Annotated in this window: 20 protein-coding genes; 11 read left to right on the top strand and 9 right to left on the bottom strand. The window is 48.7% G+C overall.

The features are described 5' to 3' along the window. Positions 1 to 29: 29 nt before the first annotated feature. From KW844_RS10515 to KW844_RS10500, 4 genes are all read right to left on the bottom strand, one after another. Entirely contained in the window at positions 30 to 536 is a 507-nt protein-coding gene (locus KW844_RS10515) for a DinB family protein (protein ID WP_218376674.1), read from the bottom strand. Positions 537 to 684: 148 nt separating this feature from the next. Beyond that, positions 685 to 3117: a TonB-dependent receptor gene (locus tag KW844_RS10510; protein ID WP_218376673.1), complete on the bottom strand. Its 2433-nt coding sequence runs from the start codon at positions 3115 to 3117 to the stop codon at positions 685 to 687. A 147-nt stretch (positions 3118 to 3264) separates the two neighbouring features. Continuing rightward, a complete protein-coding gene (locus KW844_RS10505; protein ID WP_218376672.1) occupies positions 3265 to 4752 on the bottom strand; it encodes an FAD-dependent monooxygenase in 1488 nt (495 codons plus the stop codon). Positions 4753 to 4863: 111 nt separating this feature from the next. Next, positions 4864 to 5664 (bottom strand): helix-turn-helix domain-containing protein, encoded by an 801-nt coding sequence (locus KW844_RS10500; RefSeq protein ID WP_218376671.1) that lies wholly within the window; start codon positions 5662 to 5664, stop codon positions 4864 to 4866. Positions 5665 to 5768: 104 nt separating this feature from the next. On the opposite strand from KW844_RS10500, the gene KW844_RS10495 reads away from it, so the two are divergent. Genes KW844_RS10495 through KW844_RS10485 form a run of 3 tightly spaced genes read left to right on the top strand, consistent with a single transcriptional unit; the run spans position 5769 to position 7456 of the window. After that, complete coding sequence (locus KW844_RS10495) at positions 5769 to 6116, top strand: helix-turn-helix transcriptional regulator (protein WP_218376670.1); 348 nt, start codon at positions 5769 to 5771, stop codon at positions 6114 to 6116. Positions 6117 to 6119: 3 nt separating this feature from the next. Further along, positions 6120 to 6602 carry an SRPBCC domain-containing protein gene (locus KW844_RS10490; RefSeq protein WP_218376669.1) on the top strand — a complete coding sequence of 161 codons (483 nt, stop codon included), beginning with the start codon at positions 6120 to 6122 and terminating at the stop codon, positions 6600 to 6602. A 41-nt stretch (positions 6603 to 6643) separates the two neighbouring features. Continuing rightward, positions 6644 to 7456: an alpha/beta fold hydrolase gene (locus tag KW844_RS10485; protein WP_218376668.1), complete on the top strand. Its 813-nt coding sequence runs from the start codon at positions 6644 to 6646 to the stop codon at positions 7454 to 7456. Position 7457: 1 nt separating this feature from the next. Here KW844_RS10485 and KW844_RS10480 read toward each other — a convergent pair whose 3' ends face one another. Next, entirely contained in the window at positions 7458 to 7811 is a 354-nt protein-coding gene (locus KW844_RS10480; protein ID WP_218376667.1) for a helix-turn-helix domain-containing protein, read from the bottom strand. A 93-nt stretch (positions 7812 to 7904) separates the two neighbouring features. Between KW844_RS10480 and KW844_RS10475 the strand changes: the two genes are divergently transcribed. The 3 genes from KW844_RS10475 (at position 7905) to KW844_RS10465 (ending at position 9785) form a co-directional block, all read left to right on the top strand. Next, complete coding sequence (locus KW844_RS10475; protein WP_218376666.1) at positions 7905 to 8414, top strand: dihydrofolate reductase family protein; 510 nt, start codon at positions 7905 to 7907, stop codon at positions 8412 to 8414. A gap of 123 nt (positions 8415 to 8537) precedes the next feature. Further along, positions 8538 to 9098, top strand: a complete 561-nt coding sequence (locus KW844_RS10470) for a DUF4344 domain-containing metallopeptidase (protein ID WP_218376665.1) — start codon at positions 8538 to 8540, stop codon at positions 9096 to 9098. A gap of 12 nt (positions 9099 to 9110) precedes the next feature. Then, positions 9111 to 9785, top strand: a complete 675-nt coding sequence (locus KW844_RS10465; protein WP_218376664.1) for a hypothetical protein — start codon at positions 9111 to 9113, stop codon at positions 9783 to 9785. 9 nt (positions 9786 to 9794) lie between these two features. Here KW844_RS10465 and KW844_RS10460 read toward each other — a convergent pair whose 3' ends face one another. Next, entirely contained in the window at positions 9795 to 10988 is a 1194-nt protein-coding gene (locus KW844_RS10460; protein ID WP_218376663.1) for an exo-beta-N-acetylmuramidase NamZ domain-containing protein, read from the bottom strand. Positions 10989 to 11063: 75 nt separating this feature from the next. Further along, positions 11064 to 12737 (bottom strand): lectin, encoded by a 1674-nt coding sequence (locus tag KW844_RS10455; RefSeq protein WP_218376662.1) that lies wholly within the window; start codon positions 12735 to 12737, stop codon positions 11064 to 11066. Between the two features lie 241 nt (positions 12738 to 12978). Here KW844_RS10455 and KW844_RS10450 point away from each other — a divergent pair, with 241 nt between their 5' ends. From KW844_RS10450 to KW844_RS10440, 3 genes are all read left to right on the top strand, one after another. Continuing rightward, on the top strand, positions 12979 to 14004 hold the full coding sequence (locus tag KW844_RS10450) for a DUF4421 family protein (RefSeq protein ID WP_218376661.1): 1026 nt from the start codon (positions 12979 to 12981) through the stop codon (positions 14002 to 14004). 72 nt (positions 14005 to 14076) lie between these two features. After that, positions 14077 to 14499, top strand: coding sequence for a cupin domain-containing protein (locus KW844_RS10445; RefSeq protein ID WP_218376660.1), 423 nt, complete (start codon positions 14077 to 14079; stop codon positions 14497 to 14499). Positions 14500 to 14510: 11 nt separating this feature from the next. Next, a complete protein-coding gene (locus tag KW844_RS10440; protein ID WP_255578336.1) occupies positions 14511 to 14960 on the top strand; it encodes a GNAT family N-acetyltransferase in 450 nt (149 codons plus the stop codon). Positions 14961 to 15006: 46 nt separating this feature from the next. On the opposite strand, the gene KW844_RS10435 is transcribed toward KW844_RS10440, so the two are convergent. Continuing rightward, positions 15007 to 15495 carry a molybdopterin-dependent oxidoreductase gene (locus KW844_RS10435; RefSeq protein ID WP_218376659.1) on the bottom strand — a complete coding sequence of 163 codons (489 nt, stop codon included), beginning with the start codon at positions 15493 to 15495 and terminating at the stop codon, positions 15007 to 15009. A 9-nt stretch (positions 15496 to 15504) separates the two neighbouring features. Continuing rightward, positions 15505 to 16578, bottom strand: coding sequence for a cytochrome-c peroxidase (locus KW844_RS10430; protein WP_218376658.1), 1074 nt, complete (start codon positions 16576 to 16578; stop codon positions 15505 to 15507). Between the two features lie 123 nt (positions 16579 to 16701). Here KW844_RS10430 and KW844_RS10425 point away from each other — a divergent pair, with 123 nt between their 5' ends. Beyond that, positions 16702 to 17259: a hypothetical protein gene (locus KW844_RS10425; protein ID WP_218376657.1), complete on the top strand. Its 558-nt coding sequence runs from the start codon at positions 16702 to 16704 to the stop codon at positions 17257 to 17259. 87 nt (positions 17260 to 17346) lie between these two features. After that, positions 17347 to 17793, top strand: coding sequence for an SRPBCC domain-containing protein (locus tag KW844_RS10420; RefSeq protein WP_218376656.1), 447 nt, complete (start codon positions 17347 to 17349; stop codon positions 17791 to 17793). The last annotated feature ends 164 nt before the right edge of the window (positions 17794 to 17957 follow it).

The raw sequence follows: 17957 nt of genomic DNA, 5'->3' as shown, positions 1-17957 counted from the left end.
TAACTCTTACCTGGCATCGCTGCTATAATTTATTTCCCAAGGCCATCTTCGTAAGTAGGGCCATACATGCCAGGCACCTTATTACCCGTAGCACGCAGGTACACAATCATTTCCCCCCGATGGTGATAAATATGGTTAAACAGGAAGCCCCTGGCCACCACAGAGCGGGTCATAGGCCCCATTATGGTGCGGTCACCCACTTTCATGGTCCAGTCGCCGGCCAGACTTTCTTCTGTGGCCTGTTGCAATGCGGCCCTGGCCTTCTCTACATTGCTTTCAAAGAGTTGTAATGTAGCGGCTATATCATTGGGGCTGCCTCTCTCCAATTTATCCGCCGCCATATCGTATACGTCCTGGGTGAGGGTGCCCACATACCAGTAGTAGATGGTGGCAATGTGCTGGGCCAGTTCGCCCATGGTCCAGGAAATCGGGGAAGGCTTGTAGGAAAGGTCTTTCTCAGGCACTGCCTGCAATAGCCTGCGGGTGCTCTTTACCTCGTTTTCAAACTCGGTCTGTAATGCTTGTAACAGGGTCATGGTTTCATATTTTACCTAAGTTAGGATTTTTATGGGGAGATGTAATACCAGGCTCTGCTTCAAAGGTCCGCCAGGGATGGCGGGCTACAAAAAAAGAACGACACCGGAAATACCGGCATCGTTCTTATCTTTTATGTATCCACCAGGTTTAGAATCTAACGAGCAGGCTCGCTGATGCGTTGAATGGCATCTGCGGACTGATTACGCCCTGACCGGCGAAGTACTGTACATCGGTGATGTTATCCAGCTTCACGGCGAGTCTGAACTTATTGGCATCATAAAACGCCGTGGCGTTAATGAGCGTATAGGGCTCAAATACAAAGCGGCCGGTGGTTACCGCATCTGCGGTCACGTGCTCACTGGCGTAGTTCATACCAGCACCAAAGCCCACTCCCTTCAGGCTGCCCTTAAACAAGGTATAGCTCGCCCAGAGGTTGGCAATATTTGGCGGACCTGCGGAACCAGGACGGGTACCATCCACATCTTTACCGCCAGTATTAAGTTTACTGTCGTTATACGCATATCCGGCAATTACGTTGAGGCCTTTGAATGGCACTGCCATCACTTCTATTTCGGCTCCTTTGCTGCGCTGGCTGCCATCCTGCACGGTTACAGGGTAGTCGGTACCGTTAGCCTTGTAAATATCGGAGCGGAGAATATTCTTTACTTTGATATCATAGTAGCTGGCCGTTACGGTGAACCTGTTTTCCAGGAGATTCAGCTTCACGCCGCCTTCCATCTGATTGGCATAGGTAGGTTTGAAGTTACCATTTACTTCAGCCACCGGCTGCACTACTGGTGGTACGTTTACAAAACCATTCATATAGTTACCGAAGAGGGAAACTTTTTCAGGTACCAGCTCGTATACCAGGCCCATCTTTTGTGACAGTGAGGTTTGGTAATACACACCATCTTTTTTACCATTCACATAGTTGAAAGTACCACCGCTGGCGAAGTAGTCGAGGCGGAGACTAAGCAACACGATCAGCTGCCGGGTAATATTTACTGCATCTGATGCATAGGCACCATACACGTTGTTGGACATAAATGTTTTCACCGGCGTGGCTTCCGCGGCCATGATTTTACGGATGGCGCTTTCTCTGTTCAGCTGACTGTATTTACGATAGTCAGGGTTGGAACCGCTGATGGTATCAAACTTTACAATGGCGGAGTTATTCACGTCGTTGGTTTGGTTCAGGTAGTCCAGACCAAACACCAGTCTGTTTCTCAGGCCGCCGATCTGAAAATCGCCGTTAAAGTTTTGTTGGATGCTGGTGGTGGCAGCATCAGCTTTTTGCAACTGGATGTTACGTTCCAGCAGGTCGTCGCTGGTGTTGCCGCGGATGAACTGGTATTGATAGATACCATCAGTTTTGCGGATGTTACGGGAAAAGCTGGTGCTGGAAGTCCAGTTGGAACTTAACTTATAGTCGATACGGCCATGAATGTTTGTAGAAGGGGCCTTCAGGGTAATATCCTCGCTGGTATTGGATCTCTTCCAGTCAAAATTTAACTCCGAAGGGTTTTTAGCAAAAAACTTGCGGGTTCTGCTAAGGAATATTATTGGTGTATTGGTGCCTTCATAGGAATAGAACTCTGCTCCCAGGGTAATATCCAGTCGCTCATTAGGTTTGAAGCTGATCACCGGCGCCAGGAAGAACGACTTTCTGAAGCCTGCATCCTGCGGGGAGTTGCGGGTATGATAAGCGGTATTGAGGCGGGCGGTCAATGTTTTCTCTTTATTTACCGGCCCATATATATCGGCAGTGATTCTGCTGAGGTCATAACTGCCACCGGTATACGAAATTTCGCCACCGAGGGTGTCCAGTGGTTTTTTAGTTACCACGTTAATCAGGCCACCGAAGGAAGTAACAGCGCCACCGAATAATGTACCGGACGGGCCTTTGATCACTTCTACCGACTGTACATTCGCCATATCTATTTCACCGTTGGTTTGGCCAGGAAGGCCATCTACCATGGATACGCGGGTAGGAAAACCTCTCATGTTATAGTACACGGCGCCATCGCTGCTACGGCCTACGCTACCTTGCATTTTGATGATGCCTGGTGCGTTTTTCAGTCCGTCGCTCAGGTCAGTGATCACTTGTTCTGTCATCAGTTTATCCGACAGCGTAGTGTATACCTGTGGGTTTTCCATGTATTTGAGCGGCAGTTTGGAAACGATTCTGCTTTCCTTGTTCAGTTCCTTCCCGATGGAGCGGGTGGTGATTTCAAATTCCTGAAGGCCTACGGCACTTTCTTTCAGGGTGAAGTTAGCGGTAAAACTACCAGTACCGGTCACGGTTACACGTTGTTTCATGGCCGGTAGTCCCAGCATGGTAGCACGTACGGTGTAGGTGCCATTGGGTACCTGGTTGAATTTATAAATACCTTCTTTGTTGGTGATAATTTCCTTGTGGGACTCCAGCAGTACCACTGCTATGTCCGGCACGGGCTGTCCGTCGGAGGTTGTAATTTTCCCTTCAATGCTGGCATGTTGCTGGGCGTAGGCCTGGCTGATACCCAGGCAAAATAATAGGAGCAGCAGGTATCCTGATTTACAGTAGTAGAATAGTTTCATGTAGCTTTTAGATTTTGCTATAACGCAGCGCAAAGCTACTGGGTATTAACGCGTGGTGCAGCTCGGATCCGGAAAGGAGTTTACGAAATTGGGAAAATTATTTTTCGGGGGAGATGGAAAAACCCGCTTTGAGCGGGCTTTCGACAACTACGCAAACCATCGGCTGATAGCCTGTTCCAGCCCTTCACCGGTTCCTGCCCAGGCTACAATTCCATCCGGGCGCACCAGGATAACGTCTAAGCCTAAACGATCTTTGACTGGTTTGGCGATGTACTTCAATTGGTTGTTGTTGGTTTGCAGGGAAGCGTTTGTGAAGTTGAGCAGGAGGCCCCGCCCGTCGTACATCTCTGTTCCCAGTCTGGTACCATCTTCAAATTCGAAGTCCGGCACGCTGCTGCCTACCAGTGGATGTGAGGCACCGAGGTCATAACGGTTATGGATACCCCATATTCTGCCGGCGAAATAGGTGGCGCCGTCGCGGGTATTGATCAGGTCCCGGAAGATGGCGTTTAAGGCCCTGGCTTCCGGCGTGGCCCGCATAATGGCTACCTGTGCGCGTGACCAGTCCAGCACTTTGGCACCGATAGGATGCCGTTCAGTGAAGTAGGTATCGAGGAGTCCTTCCGGTGCGGTACCGTGTATGGTAGCGGCGAGTTTCCAGCCCAGGTTCATGGCATCACCCATGCCGAGGTTGAGTCCCTGGCCGCCAAGCGGGGAGTGAATATGTGCCGCATCGCCTGCCAGCAGTACGCGGCCATTGCGGTAGGCGGTGGCCTGGCGGGCCCTGTCCGTCCAGGTGGTGGCTACCTGCAAAGAGGTGATTGTCACCGTGGTGGCGGAGATGCGGCGCAGCAGTGTTTGCAGGTATTCCAGGGTAATGGGGTTATCTGAGCTATGGAAAGCGCCGCCGTCGAAGTCCTGCAACAGCAGGTATCCCGGCTGTGACTGGAAGTACATTCCCGTAGGCATCACGTTGCGGCCGGGCTTCAACTTTTCGGGATCCTGCAGTTCTACTTTACAGGAGTAGCCGGTAAATTCGGGTTCGGTGCCTGCAAACTCAAACCCACCTTGTTTGCGGACCACGCTGCGACTCCCATCGCAACCTACCAGCCAGCTGGTTTCGAAGGATTGATCGCCTGCCTGAACGGTTACCCCGGTTGCATGTTGCGTAAATGTGGTAATAGGGAGCCCCCTGCGGATGTCTACTCCTAGCGCAATAGCGCGTTTGGTCAGCACGGTTTCCAGTTCATGCATTTCACTCATCATACCAAATTCAGGGGCGCCTGGCAGCTGATACGGCCATTGCGTGGTATCAATGTCCTCATAATTGAGGGTGATGCCCGCAAAGTGACCTGCGGGCCGCTTTGCCTGCTGTACGGGGATGCTATGCGGCTGTTTCATGCGCTTATGCAGTTCCAGCTCCTGCAACATACCACGGTGGTATAGAGCGGTGATGGTGGGTGAGGATAATCCGCGCATACCAAAGGGCAGTTTCTTCAGCAGGGAATCGGGTTGTCCTTCTTTCTCCAGGATGAGCACGGAGCATTGGGCTAACGCCAGTTCGCAGGCGAGGAAAAGTCCTACAGGGCCTGCACCGGCAATAATTATATCGGGAATGTTTTGGGCAGATGTCATGGTTTCTATTGAAAATTGAAACACAAAATTCCGATATGGTAGGCAGGAAGGCTTGTAAAAATGCGACAAAATGGTTTTTCGATTTAATAGGAGCTTTCATGCCTGATGGACCTACAACCGTTGATCGTCAGGCGGGCGTTTGGCGAAGGCGGCGGGTGTAGTGTGACTATAACGTTTAAATTCCCGGCTCAGGTGGGATTGATCCGTGTATCCCAGTTCCAGGGCCAGTCCTGCGATGTTGACATCCGGATAGAGCCACAGGTGGTTACGCACCTGTTCAAAGCGTATCAGACCGGATACATCTTTTACGGTGAAACCAGAGGACTGTTTGAATTTCCGTTCCAGGGTACGTACGGTGGCGTGTGCAGCGGCTGCTACCTGTGCTACCGGCAGGGTGCCGTTGGCAGCTCTCATAGCGGCACCTGCTTTAATAAGGGTGGCGTCAGTGGTGTTGGCAGCAGTGGTATCTGAAAAATATTGCATCAGCAGGGCCACAGCTTCGTCCAGTTTTTCTGCATGTACCAGTTTAGCTAAAGTGCCTTGAAGCGCTGCTACAGGATGATCAAACAGCTGTACGCCATATTGCCCGGTGGGCAGGCCCAGCAGATCAAAGATCGTCCAGGGGTAGCAGCGGATGCCTATTACCACCAGTTTGTTTTTTGCATAAATGTGTACGGGTTGGTTTAGTAGCCCCATTATGAACGGGGATGGTATAGGATGTAACCGGCCGTTGTAAAACATATCACAGGTGTCGCCGAAGTGAAAAATGATTTCCGCATAACCATCGGGTAGCACCTCAAACCCTGTTTGCAGTGCGCCGAAGTCCCTCACCGTATACCAGATACAGCTGATAGCATCCTGTAATGATGCAGGAGGTGCAAATTCTTTATGGTGTATGTCGGGCGCTTGCATGATGCAATAAAATTACGACAATGAATGGTATAGGCAGGTCTCCAAAAATAAATTTGCGCAAGCAAATACTTGCATATATATTTGCAAGTAAATGATTGCATATCATGGAAGCAAGAAGAGATGTATTTCAGGCAATAGCTGACCCTACCAGGCGGGCGATAATAGGAATGATTGCGGAGCAACCGGTAAACGTAAACGCGATTGCAGCGCAATTTGAGGTGAGTAGGCAGGCGATTTCCCTGCACCTGAAAATCCTGACGGAGTGCGGCCTGCTGAGTATAAAGCAGCAAGGAAGGGAACGCTTGTGCGAGGCACGACTGGACAAGCTCAACGAAGTGCATGAATGGGTGCAACAGTACCATCAGCTATGGACGAGCCGACTCAAAGCCCTCAAAGGTTTCCTGGAAGAGGAAGCCAAACAGCCCACTATCCATAAAAAATCAAAAAAGTAACATATGGCAAACGCTGTTCAAAACAAGGAAGTATTTATTGAAGAAACCTTCAACGCCAGCATTGACCGGGTGTTCAGCGCCTGGACTGATCCGGATAAACTGATGCGCTGGTATGCCCCGGAAGGTTGCACCATTCGCTACAAAAAGCTGGACATAAAAACAGGCGGAAAATTTCATTCCTGTATTTCCAATCCCGTACATGGTGACTGCTGGTGTATTGGCGAGTACCTGGAAATAATTCCTAACCGTAAAATAGTGTTCACCCTTATCAATGCCGACGAGAACGGGCAACCAATAAACCCGGCTGATATCGGCATGGACACGGATTGGCCTGGTGAAACTACGGTGACCGTTACATTCTCGGAAGATAATGGTGCCACCAAACTACAACTTCGCCAAACGGTTTCACAGTCGCTGGCTACGAAAACGGGCGCCTATCCAAGCTGGCTGCAGATGCTGGAAAATTTGCGCACCATAATAGCTTAAAATTGTAACTCATGAAAAAAATCTTGCTAATAACATTTTTTATGGCAGCTTCCTACGCGTACGCACAACCATCCGACTCACTGCCGCATCGCAGCGGCCATGCAGCTGTTAACGGCATCAGCATGTACTATGAAATTTACGGTGAGGGCAAGCCCCTGGTACTACTGCATGGCGGCGGTTCTACCATACAAAGCACTTTTGGCAGGGCGCTCCCCTATCTCTCCCAAAACAGAAAAGTAATAGCAGTGGAACTACAGGCCCATGGGCGCACCAGCGACAGGCCAGCGGACGAGACTTTTGAGCAGGATGCGGACGATGTAGCCGCGCTCTTGAAACAATTGGGAATTGACAAGGCCGACTTCCTGGGATTCAGTAATGGCGCTACCACCACCTGCCAGATTGCGATCCGCCATCCGGAACTGGTGAATAAGCTGGTACTGGGGTCCGTACTTTGCAAGCGCAATGGGATGCCTGACTGGTTCTGGGACGTTATGCAGAAAGCGCAGCTCTCCAACATGCCACCCGAATTAAAAACGGCCTACCTGCAGGTAAAAAATGATGCAAATGGACTACAAACCATGCACGATAAAGACGCAAAACGCATGGTTAACTTCAAGGATATCCCGGATGAACAGTTGAAAGGTATTCAGGCTCCGGTCCTCATTATTTTAGCGGATAAGGATGTGATAAAACCGGAGCATGGCATTATGCTGAGCAGAATGCTCCCGCATGCGGAACTGGCCATTATCCCGGGCATTCATGGGGAATACCTGGAAGAAATTACAACCGTGAAGATAGGTTCCAAACAGGCAAGCTATGTAATGCCAATGGTAGCAAGCTTTTTGGACAAGTAACTTACTTCCCTTTAATCAATTGGCGGTGCTTTGCACCAAATTCCAACAGCGCATTATACACCGCCTGTGTTTCATATGCATGCGCTGTAAGCGAGTACGAAACCGTTACCGGCCTGGTATTGTTCACTGTTCTAATGATCAGTTTGTTCTGCTCCAGGTCCTGCAACTCTTTCGTCAGCACTTTCGGAGAAATGCCATCAATATTTTCCTGCAAATCCTTAAAGCGCATGGTACCGAACGACAAATACTGAAGAATACTTATTCTCCATTTGCCACCCAGCAGTTCAATGGCATCTCTAAGTGCCAATGTTCGCTCTCTGGTTGTACTGGCTTCACAGCCGCTTATCAATTTCATACGATGGTATTGTTTACTTTCCTGGAGGTAACGGATAGTGCCTGTCCCCTAAAGATAGGATAGTTTTGCAGACAAATAATATCACTGTAAAAGATGAAAGTAACACTGATCGCGAACATTTCGGCCAACGGAAAAGTACTGCTGGCCACCAATCCCAATCACCAGATTCCGCAGGAAGCCTCTTCCATATTTATGCAGCTGGTGGGCCAGGCGGGCAACCTGGTGGTGGGCAAAAAAACGTTTGACCTGCTGCAACAATTCCTGACTGATCCAAACGGATATTTTGCAGGCATTACCCTTGTGCTGCTCTCGTCCTCCGCCGCAAATATGGATGGAATCAAGATAGTACAAACGCCGCAGGAGGCCATTGACTACCTGGCCACAAAGGGTTTCCAGGAAGTTATTGTAGGTGGTGGCACGCATACCTACAATGCTTTTATTAACCAGGACCTGGTGACGGATATTTATTTCAACATTCATCCGCTGGTGGTAGGCGATGGCGGCGTTTTAGGAACAAACACGGAACTGGCATCACGTTTTGAGATACAAACAGCTGACCGGTTGCGCGATGACATGCTGCAATTGCATCTCACTAAGAAATAAAAAAGAGAGAAAGTAAATCCAATGGGCCCATTGGTGAATTAACTTATCAAGCATTGTAAAGATGGAAAGGTGTAGATCATATCTGCTATATTTGCTGGATTCCTATACCTAAACAGCAATTCATTGACAGACCTATTTATCATCCTCACTCTTATTGCCACCTTCGGCATTGTAAGGTTTTTTTGCATTTTCTTTCATGAGTTAGGCCATGCCTTGCCGGCTATGAAATACACTCAGATGCCAGTGACCATTTTTGTTGGCTCCTATGGCGATGAACGGCGGTGCATAAGACTCAGCCACGGCCTATTGGAAATATATATTAAACGTAATCCACTTACCTGGAACAAAGGGCTATGTGTGTGTGAAGCGGACTACATGACACTGCAGCAAACTATCATCCAGGTTTTGGCTGGGCCTGTATTTTCCTTAATAGTAGCCGCTGTTGGACTAACATTGGTATGTTTGTTTGACATGCATGGATTCTTTAGATATATCTTTGGTATGTTTCTAATCAGTTCCACCTTTGATCTCTTTAACAATCTTATACCAAGAACGATTGCCTCTTCTGATTACTCAGTTATAAAAAGCGATGGTAAAATATTACTGGAGTTGATTCGTGACTGGCGGGAAGAAAACGCGTTAATGAAAGGTAAAAAGAAGAAAAATAATTTAAGAAGAATTTAAAAGGAATCACAAATGGGCTGGAAAGTATTTACCATCATTATCTCTCCTTCGTCAAACATTGAGTTCGATCACCTCCTGGGACAGCTGAATCTACCTGACTTGCAGCCTGCGGCCGAAGATTCAATGAACCGCGCCATCTATCCTGATCAAGGAAAAATCTACATTGGCCATGTACAAAATTGCCTGGTGATAACGGATTTTTATCTGCCCGAAATCAATCTTACCAGCGAGATATCCCCTATGGAAGCAATATTGATACAGGAGTTTCCCAACGCAGAAATCTGTACGCTGGTGCTACATAGTACCGTAAATTTCTGGGGATACTCCATCATCCAAAACGGCATAAAAGTACGGGCCAGAGCCGGATCAGCAGATACTGGAACCACTTTGGACTTTGGAACTGCCCTTCAAGAGGAACTTCCATTGCTAGAAAAATCATCTATTGATGAAGATGGCAATCGTTTATATATAATAGACGGCGAAACATATATGGAAGACCAGGTAGGCGAAAACCTGGTATTCGATGTAGCCAGCCGCTACTTTGGCGCTCCACTGGACAGATTGGAAGAAGAAGTCTTTTTTGGTGCAACAATGAAGGGATTCAGCTATTTCATTCCACAAAAACAACGCATTAGAGTTGTGGCGAAGCCAATGTTTGTTTCTAATCCCTGGTGGAAATTCTGGTAAGTAGTTGTATCACAAATTATACAATAAATAAGCACTCACCCGTTCCTCCCAGTTACCCGCATCAGTATAACGGTGGACGCCTGACGCTTCGGTTTCACTCAGCAGCGTTTCTGCATCTTTCAAACCTGATAGTAAGTCCAGGTGCCGTACCCCGTTTGGATTCACAAAGGTGGGATATGGCGCCCATTCAAACCATCCCGGGTGCAGCTGCTTCACCACCCGGATCAGGTGCCAACCGTAGGTAACAGGTTTGAATTCCCGTATGTCCGTTACATGAAACATAACGCCATTACACTTTTGATGCGCATACTTCCCTTCCGTTGGTTTGAAATTTACCGGACGGGCCGTTACGCCAGCACGTAGCTCATTGAGCATAACGGCCACGCGTATATGATCCATCCAGGGTGCACCTGCCACCCTAAACGGTGTGGCCGTGCCTCTCCCCTCGCTGATGTTGGTGGCTTCCAGCAGGCCAAGCCCCGGATATAACAGCGCCGATTCAAAACCAGGAATAGCAGGCGAAGTGGGTACAAACGATGTACTCCAATCCGGATAAAACCAGGAACGTTGCCAGTTTTCACAGGGAATAATGGTCAAATCAAAATCGTTTATCCGTTCCCGTAATATGCTGCTACTGCCGGCAGACTTAAAATAATCAGCCAGCTCCCCTAACGTGCAGCTATGCCTCACGGGAATATTCCATCTCCCTATAAAACTACTATTGTAACGCTCCTCCAGCCCGGGCCCTTCTGCCAACACCATGGCACCGGACAAGGGATTGGGCCGGTCCGCAATCACCAACCGTTTACCATGCTGCGCACAGGCCTCCATTACGTGAGTCATGGTCCACAAATAGGTATAAAACCTGCAACCAATATCCGGAATATCAAACAGTACGATATCGATATCTGCCAGATCCTGCGCGTTCGGGGCCAGCTTGCCACCGTACAAACTCGTTACCGGCAGCCCTGTTAATACATCTATTCCGTCATGCATTTCCGCACCATCCACACCAATCGTATCCAGCCCATGCTCCGGAGAAAACAACTTCGTAACCTTAAAACCTTTATCCAGCAAAGCTTTCCGTACAGGCAAAAAATCGGACGTACAGGCGGCATGGTTAGTTACCAGGCCAATCCTGGCTGATTTCCATTCCGGCGGAGTGGACAATAAAACATCGATACCGTAGCGTACTGAACTCATACCATGAAGATAAGACATAAAAAAACAGCGAGGCCACCTGGCCCCGCTGTTTCCTTGTCACCTCCAGCGGAGGATTTATTGGTTAACCTTGAATTTTTCGGTGGCGCCCTTAGTAGTACGCGTGCAGGTCATTGCCTGGGTACCACCTTCACTGCTCACATAGGCACCGTTGCTGCCACGGAGAGAAATGGTACCATCCCCGTTATCGATCCAGTCGAACTGCTCCCACGGACCAACCGCCGTTCTGTTGCAGTTCATGGCTTGTGTACCGTTTTCAGAACATACATAGAATCCACTATTTTGCAAAACAACCTTATTGGTACCTGTGCCAGGATTGATCACGGTGAACTGCTCCCAGCCCTGTGCAGCAGGGCGATTGGCATTCATCGCCTGGGTACCGTTTTCGCTGCATACATACAGGTTATTGGAGCTTTTGAGCGTGATCACGCTGCCATAAGGTGGCGTAATGGGATTACCGCCACCAACGATAGGTTGCGTAGGACGTGTAGCCGTTAACGGTATCAGGCCTTTCAGCATCTTACCGCCATCGCCGGTGAGGCGCAGGTAGTAATCAGACGAGCAGGCAACGCCGTCTTCATCCAGCGTAACAAAGTTGGAACCAGCCGGAATGAAGGAGGCATTTTCCGCCGTCTTGGCGATTTGGTTGCCTTCATTGTATTCATCGAACATGGAAATGTAGATACCCTGGGCACCTAAGCGTACCATATTATAGAACTGGCGCCACATGAAATCACCATGCACGCGCTGGTGTTCCTGTAAGTCGCCCGGCAACACACAGGGCTGGTAATCGATACCATTAGCATTACAATAAGCCTGATCCGGTGTTTGTACATTCGTATAGAAATTATCTACGTCGCCGATGTTGCCGATGCGGCCCACCATCCAGGGCGACAACATATTAAACGCGCTATAAGTAGCCAGGAAAGCGGGTCTGGAGTCGCTCACCTGCTCCCTCCAATGCGTAGGCACACCACCGATCACATAGCAGCCCTGGTTTTTAAACCAGTTGATCACATCCAGGCATACGGCGGCGGACCATGGGTGGTTGTTGTCGTTGAAACCAAAACCCCAGATACATACCACCGGCTTGCCGTTTTGTTTGGCGTACGCGGAAGACGCGGTGTAGGCCGACATCTTATTCGTCCAGTCGGTTTTTATTTCTGACTGCATGTTTGTCCACCCGCTCACATCATACATAATATAGAATTTACGACCGTAGGTTTCGGCGGCAGTGCGCACTTTAGCGGTAATCGCATCCCGCACGGGGCCTTCGCCGCCGGTAGGATTAAAGCGCTGTAACGCGGCGCAGTCGATCCCGTTTTGCTGCATCCAGCTGAATTGGGTATTCACCGTTTGATCAGTGAAGGAAGAGAATAATCTTGCGGCCGACCCATTGTTGAGGTTAGGCCATGCGGTGGCGAAAGTACTGGTATAATCGCGCACATCCGGCCACGACTTAATACCATTGTTGGTGGCCGAAGGGGAAGCGCCCCAGTTTTGCGTCCAGTGCCACCATGCGTTAATAGGGGAACCGTCGCCATTGGCGGCAAACCAGCCCTGGTAGCCTACCGTAATTTTACCTACTACATCACCAACAGGTGATCCCAGCGCAGCTACTGCGCTTTTTTGGTTGCCGGAGAGTGACTGCAGGCTAGTACGCTCGTTTTTGCTACAGCCGGAAAGAATTAACAAAAGGGTTACGAATAGCAGTTGAAGCTTGCGTATCATGTTGTGGAATTAAAAATGAATAAATACAAAAACAACCGTGGAGATGACGGCTAACACTCAGAAACAGACAAGTGGGATGTCCGGCAGATGGTTCTTCATGGATTTGATGAGCTTAAATTAAGTATAATTATTTAGAATATTTTCAAAAATTTGAAAGCACCTCCTCCTAAAGAATTCCTACCTTCAACCAGTGGCATTTTCATCTTCCTAAAAAAATCACCCGCGCCACATGTAAAATAATATGCTGAAATATACCCTGGCACTGTTGTTTACCTTATGTGGCGTTATAGCCAGGTCACAGCACGTAAAAGACAGTGTTGGCAACATTGCCAAAATGGATGAGTGGCTGACGGTAAAACTAACGCAGAGTACGGATGTTGAAAAGCTGGCAGTCATCACCCCTGCTTCCGAAATCAGGCTTAGTCCCAATGCAGCCAGTGTAACTCGACTCGGTGTCAGTTACCGGTTTATATCTGCGTCCTATTCCTTTATCCCCCGTTTTATTCCGGGCAACAATGACGATGCAGAAAAGGGCAGAACCAAAGGCGGCAGTTTTTCTGCCGGCATCAATCTGCGTCACTGGATGCAGGAGCTTTCGTATAGTCGTGTGCGGGGTTTTTACCTGGAGAACACAGCTGACTATCGCCCTGACTGGACGCCGGGGCAGCCATACATCCAGTTTCCGGACCTGGTGTTTACTCAATTTGAGGGAATGACTGCTTATAACTTCAATCCTGATTTTTCTGCCAATGCTATTCTCACGCAATCGGAGCGACAGTTAAAAAGTGCGGGCAGTTTCGTTCCCAGGTTGCTGTACCGGTATTATATTAATGACGACAGATCCACCCCTACCAGTAATGGCTACACGCAAAAAGGTAAAAACTTTGAAATCCTCCTTGGAGCGGGGTACTACTATAATTTTATTTTCAGGGAGAGATTTTATGCCGCTGCCGGCCTGGCGCCGGGTGCGGGATATATTTTCAGCCGGATCACCAACCGGCATGCGGGCGGAGCTACCACCACAGGTAGCCAGGAAAATTTCATCTTCCGGCTGGATGGGCTGGTGAGTGTAGGCTATAACGGGCCGCGACTCTTTGCAGGCGCGTATACCCGCATTATTGAGTCCGCCTTCCGGCAACAGCGCTCCAACGTAATCACAGAAGATGACCGGGTGATGTTTCAGGTAGTGCTGGGATATCGCTTTAAGGCGCCACGCCTGCTGAAGTCCGGGGTGGACAAAATGGTGAACAAGATGCCGAAGCTGTAAGTGAAATGCTTAACTTTAAGGAGCTGGATGCAACCATCACCTTTCTGTAATAAGTAGGAAAAAAAACAACATATGGACATAACAAGAACAGGGTCCAGGCCCTCCGCCAAAGGACCGGAAGATTGGTTTACAGGGGCAGTGAGAATAGATCCCCTGTTTGATCCCAACGATGCCCGAAGGGCAGCAGCAGCCAGTGTTACCTTTGAACCGGGCGCAAGAACTGCCTGGCACACGCATCCGCTTGGCCAAACGCTGATTGTTACAGCTGGCTGTGGATGGGTACAGCGCGAAGGCGGACCGGTGGAAACCATTCGCCCCGGCGATGTTGTTTGGTTTGAACCTAATGAAAAGCACTGGCATGGCGCCACTGCCACTACAGGCATGACGCATATTGCTACACAGGAAAACCTGAACGGCAAAGTGGTGGATTGGCTGGAACACGTGACTGACCAGCAATACAACAGCTCACCGGCAGATGGTCCTGCATCTCTGTAAAACAGACTGAAATGCCCATAAAATTCAGAACCGCTCTACTGTCAGACATTCCGCAAATACAGGTGGTACGCCATCTGGTGAAAGAAAACACCCTGAGCAATCCTGCACTCGTTACCGACAACGACGTGGCATATTACATTACCGAAAAAGGAAGAGGATGGGTGTGCGAGGCAAATGGCCACCTGGTGGGTTTCTCCATTGTGGATTTGCAGGAAAACAGTATATGGGCTTTATTTGTAGCCCCCGATTTTGCGGCACAAGGCATAGGGAAAAAATTGCATCAGCTGATGGTGGATTGGTATTTTGAACAAACACAGGATACGGTGTACTTAGGTACAGCTCCCAATACCCGTGCAGAGCGATTTTATACCATGCAGGGATGGACGCAGGTTGGAAATTATGCCAATGGAGAAGTGAAGTTTGCGATGACATATGAAGCATGGACAACGGGTGTCGGATAGCTTGTTCGTTAAGGATACAAACCAAGCTATCCATAAATTCCAACCATCATTTTGCAAACCGCACCGTCATCCCCGTTACTTCCCATATCCATCGGGCCGGCTTTTTCTCTCCCGGCACTACCAAACGAAACGGTCCTTTCCCTTCCGGCAGCGGCTTTCCATCTACCTGGTCAGCTAATATTACTACACGATCCGTGAAGCTGGAGTCCAGCTCCGCCAGCGAAAACAGTACTTCGTATCCATCGCCGGACTTCACCAGCAGGTATTTAGCCATGTTCTCCCCTCGCAGCCGTGGCCCTAGTGTTACGCCCGCCAACCTAAGTATATCCGTTACCGGTACACCGGAATATGCATGTGCTTTACCATCCCGGTCGGTAGCCTGCAGCGTTGTTTTTTTCATGTTGCTGATGTCGGCTGTGCTTAACTTCAGCGGTGTTGTAACTTCTCCATCTACTGTAATAGTAGCGGTTTGCGCTACTGCGGTGGCAGTAGTAACCAATGTAATCAGCAAGCCGGAGATGAATGAATATCGCATATACAATGTTTAATTATTTGGATTGGAAAATGCAGGATTGGTCAGGAAACTACTGTCCGTCAGCAGGTGCAAAAAAGCAATGATATCCTTTTTTTCAGTAGCCGTGAGTCGCAGCGAATGGCTCCCGGATGTATTGGATGTTTGTCGCAGTACGGGGCTCAGCGTGGCGCTCTCCTGGATATGTTCACTGTAGTGGTCCAGTACTTCTTCCAGCGTATTAAAGCGGCCATCGTGCATATAGGGTGCCGTTACTGCAATATTCCGGAGCGTGGGTACACGGAACCGGCCTTTGTCGGCCAGCATGCCGGTATGTTTTTCCCTCCCTGCATCCACAGGTATACTATCCAGTCCGTTGTTGTGAAACAGCTCCAGGAAGAATTTAGGTCCACCGTGGCAGTGGGCGCAGTTGGCGCCACGGATATTTCTTTCCGGCACCGGTGCTGTCATAAATAATTTAAGTCCGTGCCTTTCCGCACTATCTGGTGTGTAAGTACCGTTGATATATTGATCATAGCGGGAATCAGCGGAAATGAGTGTCCGCTCAAACTGCGCCAGTGCTTTGGTAATAGTCTTTTCATCTATTTCGGGAGACCCGAATGCCGCCTGAAACATGGCCGGGTATTGGGTGGTAGCTTTTAGCTTAGCTGCCGATACCTCCATCGACTGAGCCATCTCATGCGATGCGGTGAGGGGAAAAATCGCCTGGTCCTCCAGGGAGGGCATCCGCCCATCCCAGAAAAAATTCCTTACCCATAGCAGGTTGGCGAGCGACATACTATTACGCTCCCCTGCTACCCCATCAACGCCGGTGCTGCGTGGTTTACCATCTGTAAAGGCCAGCTGCTGCAGGTGGCAGGAACTGCAGGATATTTTATTGCCGGCCGAGAGTTTAGTTTCATAAAAGAGGGAACGCCCGAGGGCTACGCCTTCTTTCGTAAGTGGATTATCCTCCGGGATGTTGATGCGGTTACCGAAGCTGGCAGGGTATGCCAGCACATACGGGGTCTGTTTTATTGCCGTGTTGCTGCCAAGCAAAGCTATGGTGATAATTGCAGCTGCTATGGTCCATCCGCGTATTTTCATCTCCCTAAAAGTAAAAATAAAAAACAAATAGTTATGCACGACGAAGAATTCATGGGCCTGATCTTATGTTTGCTTATATTTGGGAACTGTACGATAGCATAGTATCCCAAACCCATATAATCAATGAGAAAAAAACTCACCATCATTTTAATTGTAGTAGCTACTATTGTTGCAACTGCTGCCCTGATGTATTACATTAAAATGGACCGCTTTGCCTTCGCCTGGTCTTTGAATTTCCTGCTGATGTTGTCTACATTTTTGCTGACAGATGCAATTGGAAAGGTTCCGCTGAATTCGCCCTACTATGACCAGAAGAGTTGGGAACGAGGTGGTAAAATTTACGAACGGCTGGGGGTGAATATCTTCCGAAAATTCCTGGTAGTTATTGGCTGGGAGAAGGTGATCAGGAAAGCAAATCCGTTAGGAAAAAATACAGCCTCGCTGGAGCACTTGTATTATCAAACCAAGGTGAGTGAACTAGGCCATACGATTATCTTTTTTGTGGTACTGGGCTTTAATATCTATGTGGCATTGAAATTTGGTGTGGTTAAATCCTTATCGCTGCTGATATTGAATATCATACTGCATGTATATCCTGTTTTTTTACAGAGATACAACAGGCCGCGGTACGCCAGAGCTGTGTACCTGAGCAAAGTCCGAGCTCAGGCATCAGCCCGCTGAGGATTGTCCAAATCGACCATTTATAATGTCCATATCCCCCCTGATGAAAGCTGTATTAATCAGATACCTTTGAGGAAATAATTAATCATGGCAAATATATTACATCGGGTAGGAATCAAAACAACTTCCATCGACGCAGTTTACCACGCACTGACCACCCGTGAGGGCCTTGCTGCCTGGTGGACGAACGACACCACCGGAGAAGGTGACCAGGTAGGCAATATCATTGCGTTCCGGTTTGGCGCAGGCGGGTTCGATATGGAAGTAAAAAAGCTACAGGCCCCTGAGCTGGTTGAATGGGAAGTGGTTGGCGGTCCTGAAGAATGGATTGGCACTACGGTTAAATTTAACCTGAAACAGGATGGCGACTATGTGATTGTATTGTTTCAGCAGCTGAACTGGCGGGAGGAAGTGGAATTCATGTACCATTGCAGTACCAAATGGGCTTTGTTCCTGATGAGCCTGAAGGAGCTGTTAGAAACAGGAAAAGGGAGTCCTAACCCGGATGATGTGAAGATTGACAATTGGAATTAAGGCGCAGCCTAAGTTTGTTAAAGAATGTTATTGGGGAGCAATGGTAATTGCTCCCTTTTTTGTGCGCTATAATTATCTTCTCCTGAGATTTTTTTTATTGCTCCTTCAAATCGGATTACCTTCGAAGACCGAATGTTTAAATCCTTTGGACGCAAAAAAGGCAC

The sequence above is a fragment of the Chitinophaga sp. sic0106 genome (assembly GCF_019219075.1).
Lineage (GTDB): Bacteria > Bacteroidota > Bacteroidia > Chitinophagales > Chitinophagaceae > Chitinophaga.
The sequence above is the reverse complement of the archived record's forward strand: the minus strand, read 5'-3'. Positions and strand labels throughout refer to the sequence as shown.

Coding starts and splice junctions, on each gene's coding strand:
- KW844_RS10430 (WP_218376658.1), bottom strand. CDS start 16,578: ATGAAAATACGCGGATGGACCATAGCAGCTGCAATTATCACCATAGCT.
- KW844_RS10480 (WP_218376667.1), bottom strand. CDS start 7,811: ATGAAATTGATAAGCGGCTGTGAAGCCAGTACAACCAGAGAGCGAACA.
- KW844_RS10445 (WP_218376660.1), top strand. CDS start 14,077: ATGGACATAACAAGAACAGGGTCCAGGCCCTCCGCCAAAGGACCGGAA.
- KW844_RS10485 (WP_218376668.1), top strand. CDS start 6,644: ATGGCAGCTTCCTACGCGTACGCACAACCATCCGACTCACTGCCGCAT.
- KW844_RS10510 (WP_218376673.1), bottom strand. CDS start 3,117: ATGAAACTATTCTACTACTGTAAATCAGGATACCTGCTGCTCCTATTA.
- KW844_RS10455 (WP_218376662.1), bottom strand. CDS start 12,737: ATGATACGCAAGCTTCAACTGCTATTCGTAACCCTTTTGTTAATTCTT.
- KW844_RS10435 (WP_218376659.1), bottom strand. CDS start 15,495: ATGCGATATTCATTCATCTCCGGCTTGCTGATTACATTGGTTACTACT.
- KW844_RS10490 (WP_218376669.1), top strand. CDS start 6,120: ATGGCAAACGCTGTTCAAAACAAGGAAGTATTTATTGAAGAAACCTTC.
- KW844_RS10460 (WP_218376663.1), bottom strand. CDS start 10,988: ATGAGTTCAGTACGCTACGGTATCGATGTTTTATTGTCCACTCCGCCG.
- KW844_RS10475 (WP_218376666.1), top strand. CDS start 7,905: ATGAAAGTAACACTGATCGCGAACATTTCGGCCAACGGAAAAGTACTG.
- KW844_RS10450 (WP_218376661.1), top strand. CDS start 12,979: ATGCTGAAATATACCCTGGCACTGTTGTTTACCTTATGTGGCGTTATA.
- KW844_RS10500 (WP_218376671.1), bottom strand. CDS start 5,664: ATGCAAGCGCCCGACATACACCATAAAGAATTTGCACCTCCTGCATCA.
- KW844_RS10420 (WP_218376656.1), top strand. CDS start 17,347: ATGGCAAATATATTACATCGGGTAGGAATCAAAACAACTTCCATCGAC.
- KW844_RS10425 (WP_218376657.1), top strand. CDS start 16,702: ATGAGAAAAAAACTCACCATCATTTTAATTGTAGTAGCTACTATTGTT.
- KW844_RS10465 (WP_218376664.1), top strand. CDS start 9,111: ATGGGCTGGAAAGTATTTACCATCATTATCTCTCCTTCGTCAAACATT.
- KW844_RS10440 (WP_255578336.1), top strand. CDS start 14,511: ATGCCCATAAAATTCAGAACCGCTCTACTGTCAGACATTCCGCAAATA.
- KW844_RS10495 (WP_218376670.1), top strand. CDS start 5,769: ATGGAAGCAAGAAGAGATGTATTTCAGGCAATAGCTGACCCTACCAGG.
- KW844_RS10505 (WP_218376672.1), bottom strand. CDS start 4,752: ATGACATCTGCCCAAAACATTCCCGATATAATTATTGCCGGTGCAGGC.
- KW844_RS10515 (WP_218376674.1), bottom strand. CDS start 536: ATGACCCTGTTACAAGCATTACAGACCGAGTTTGAAAACGAGGTAAAG.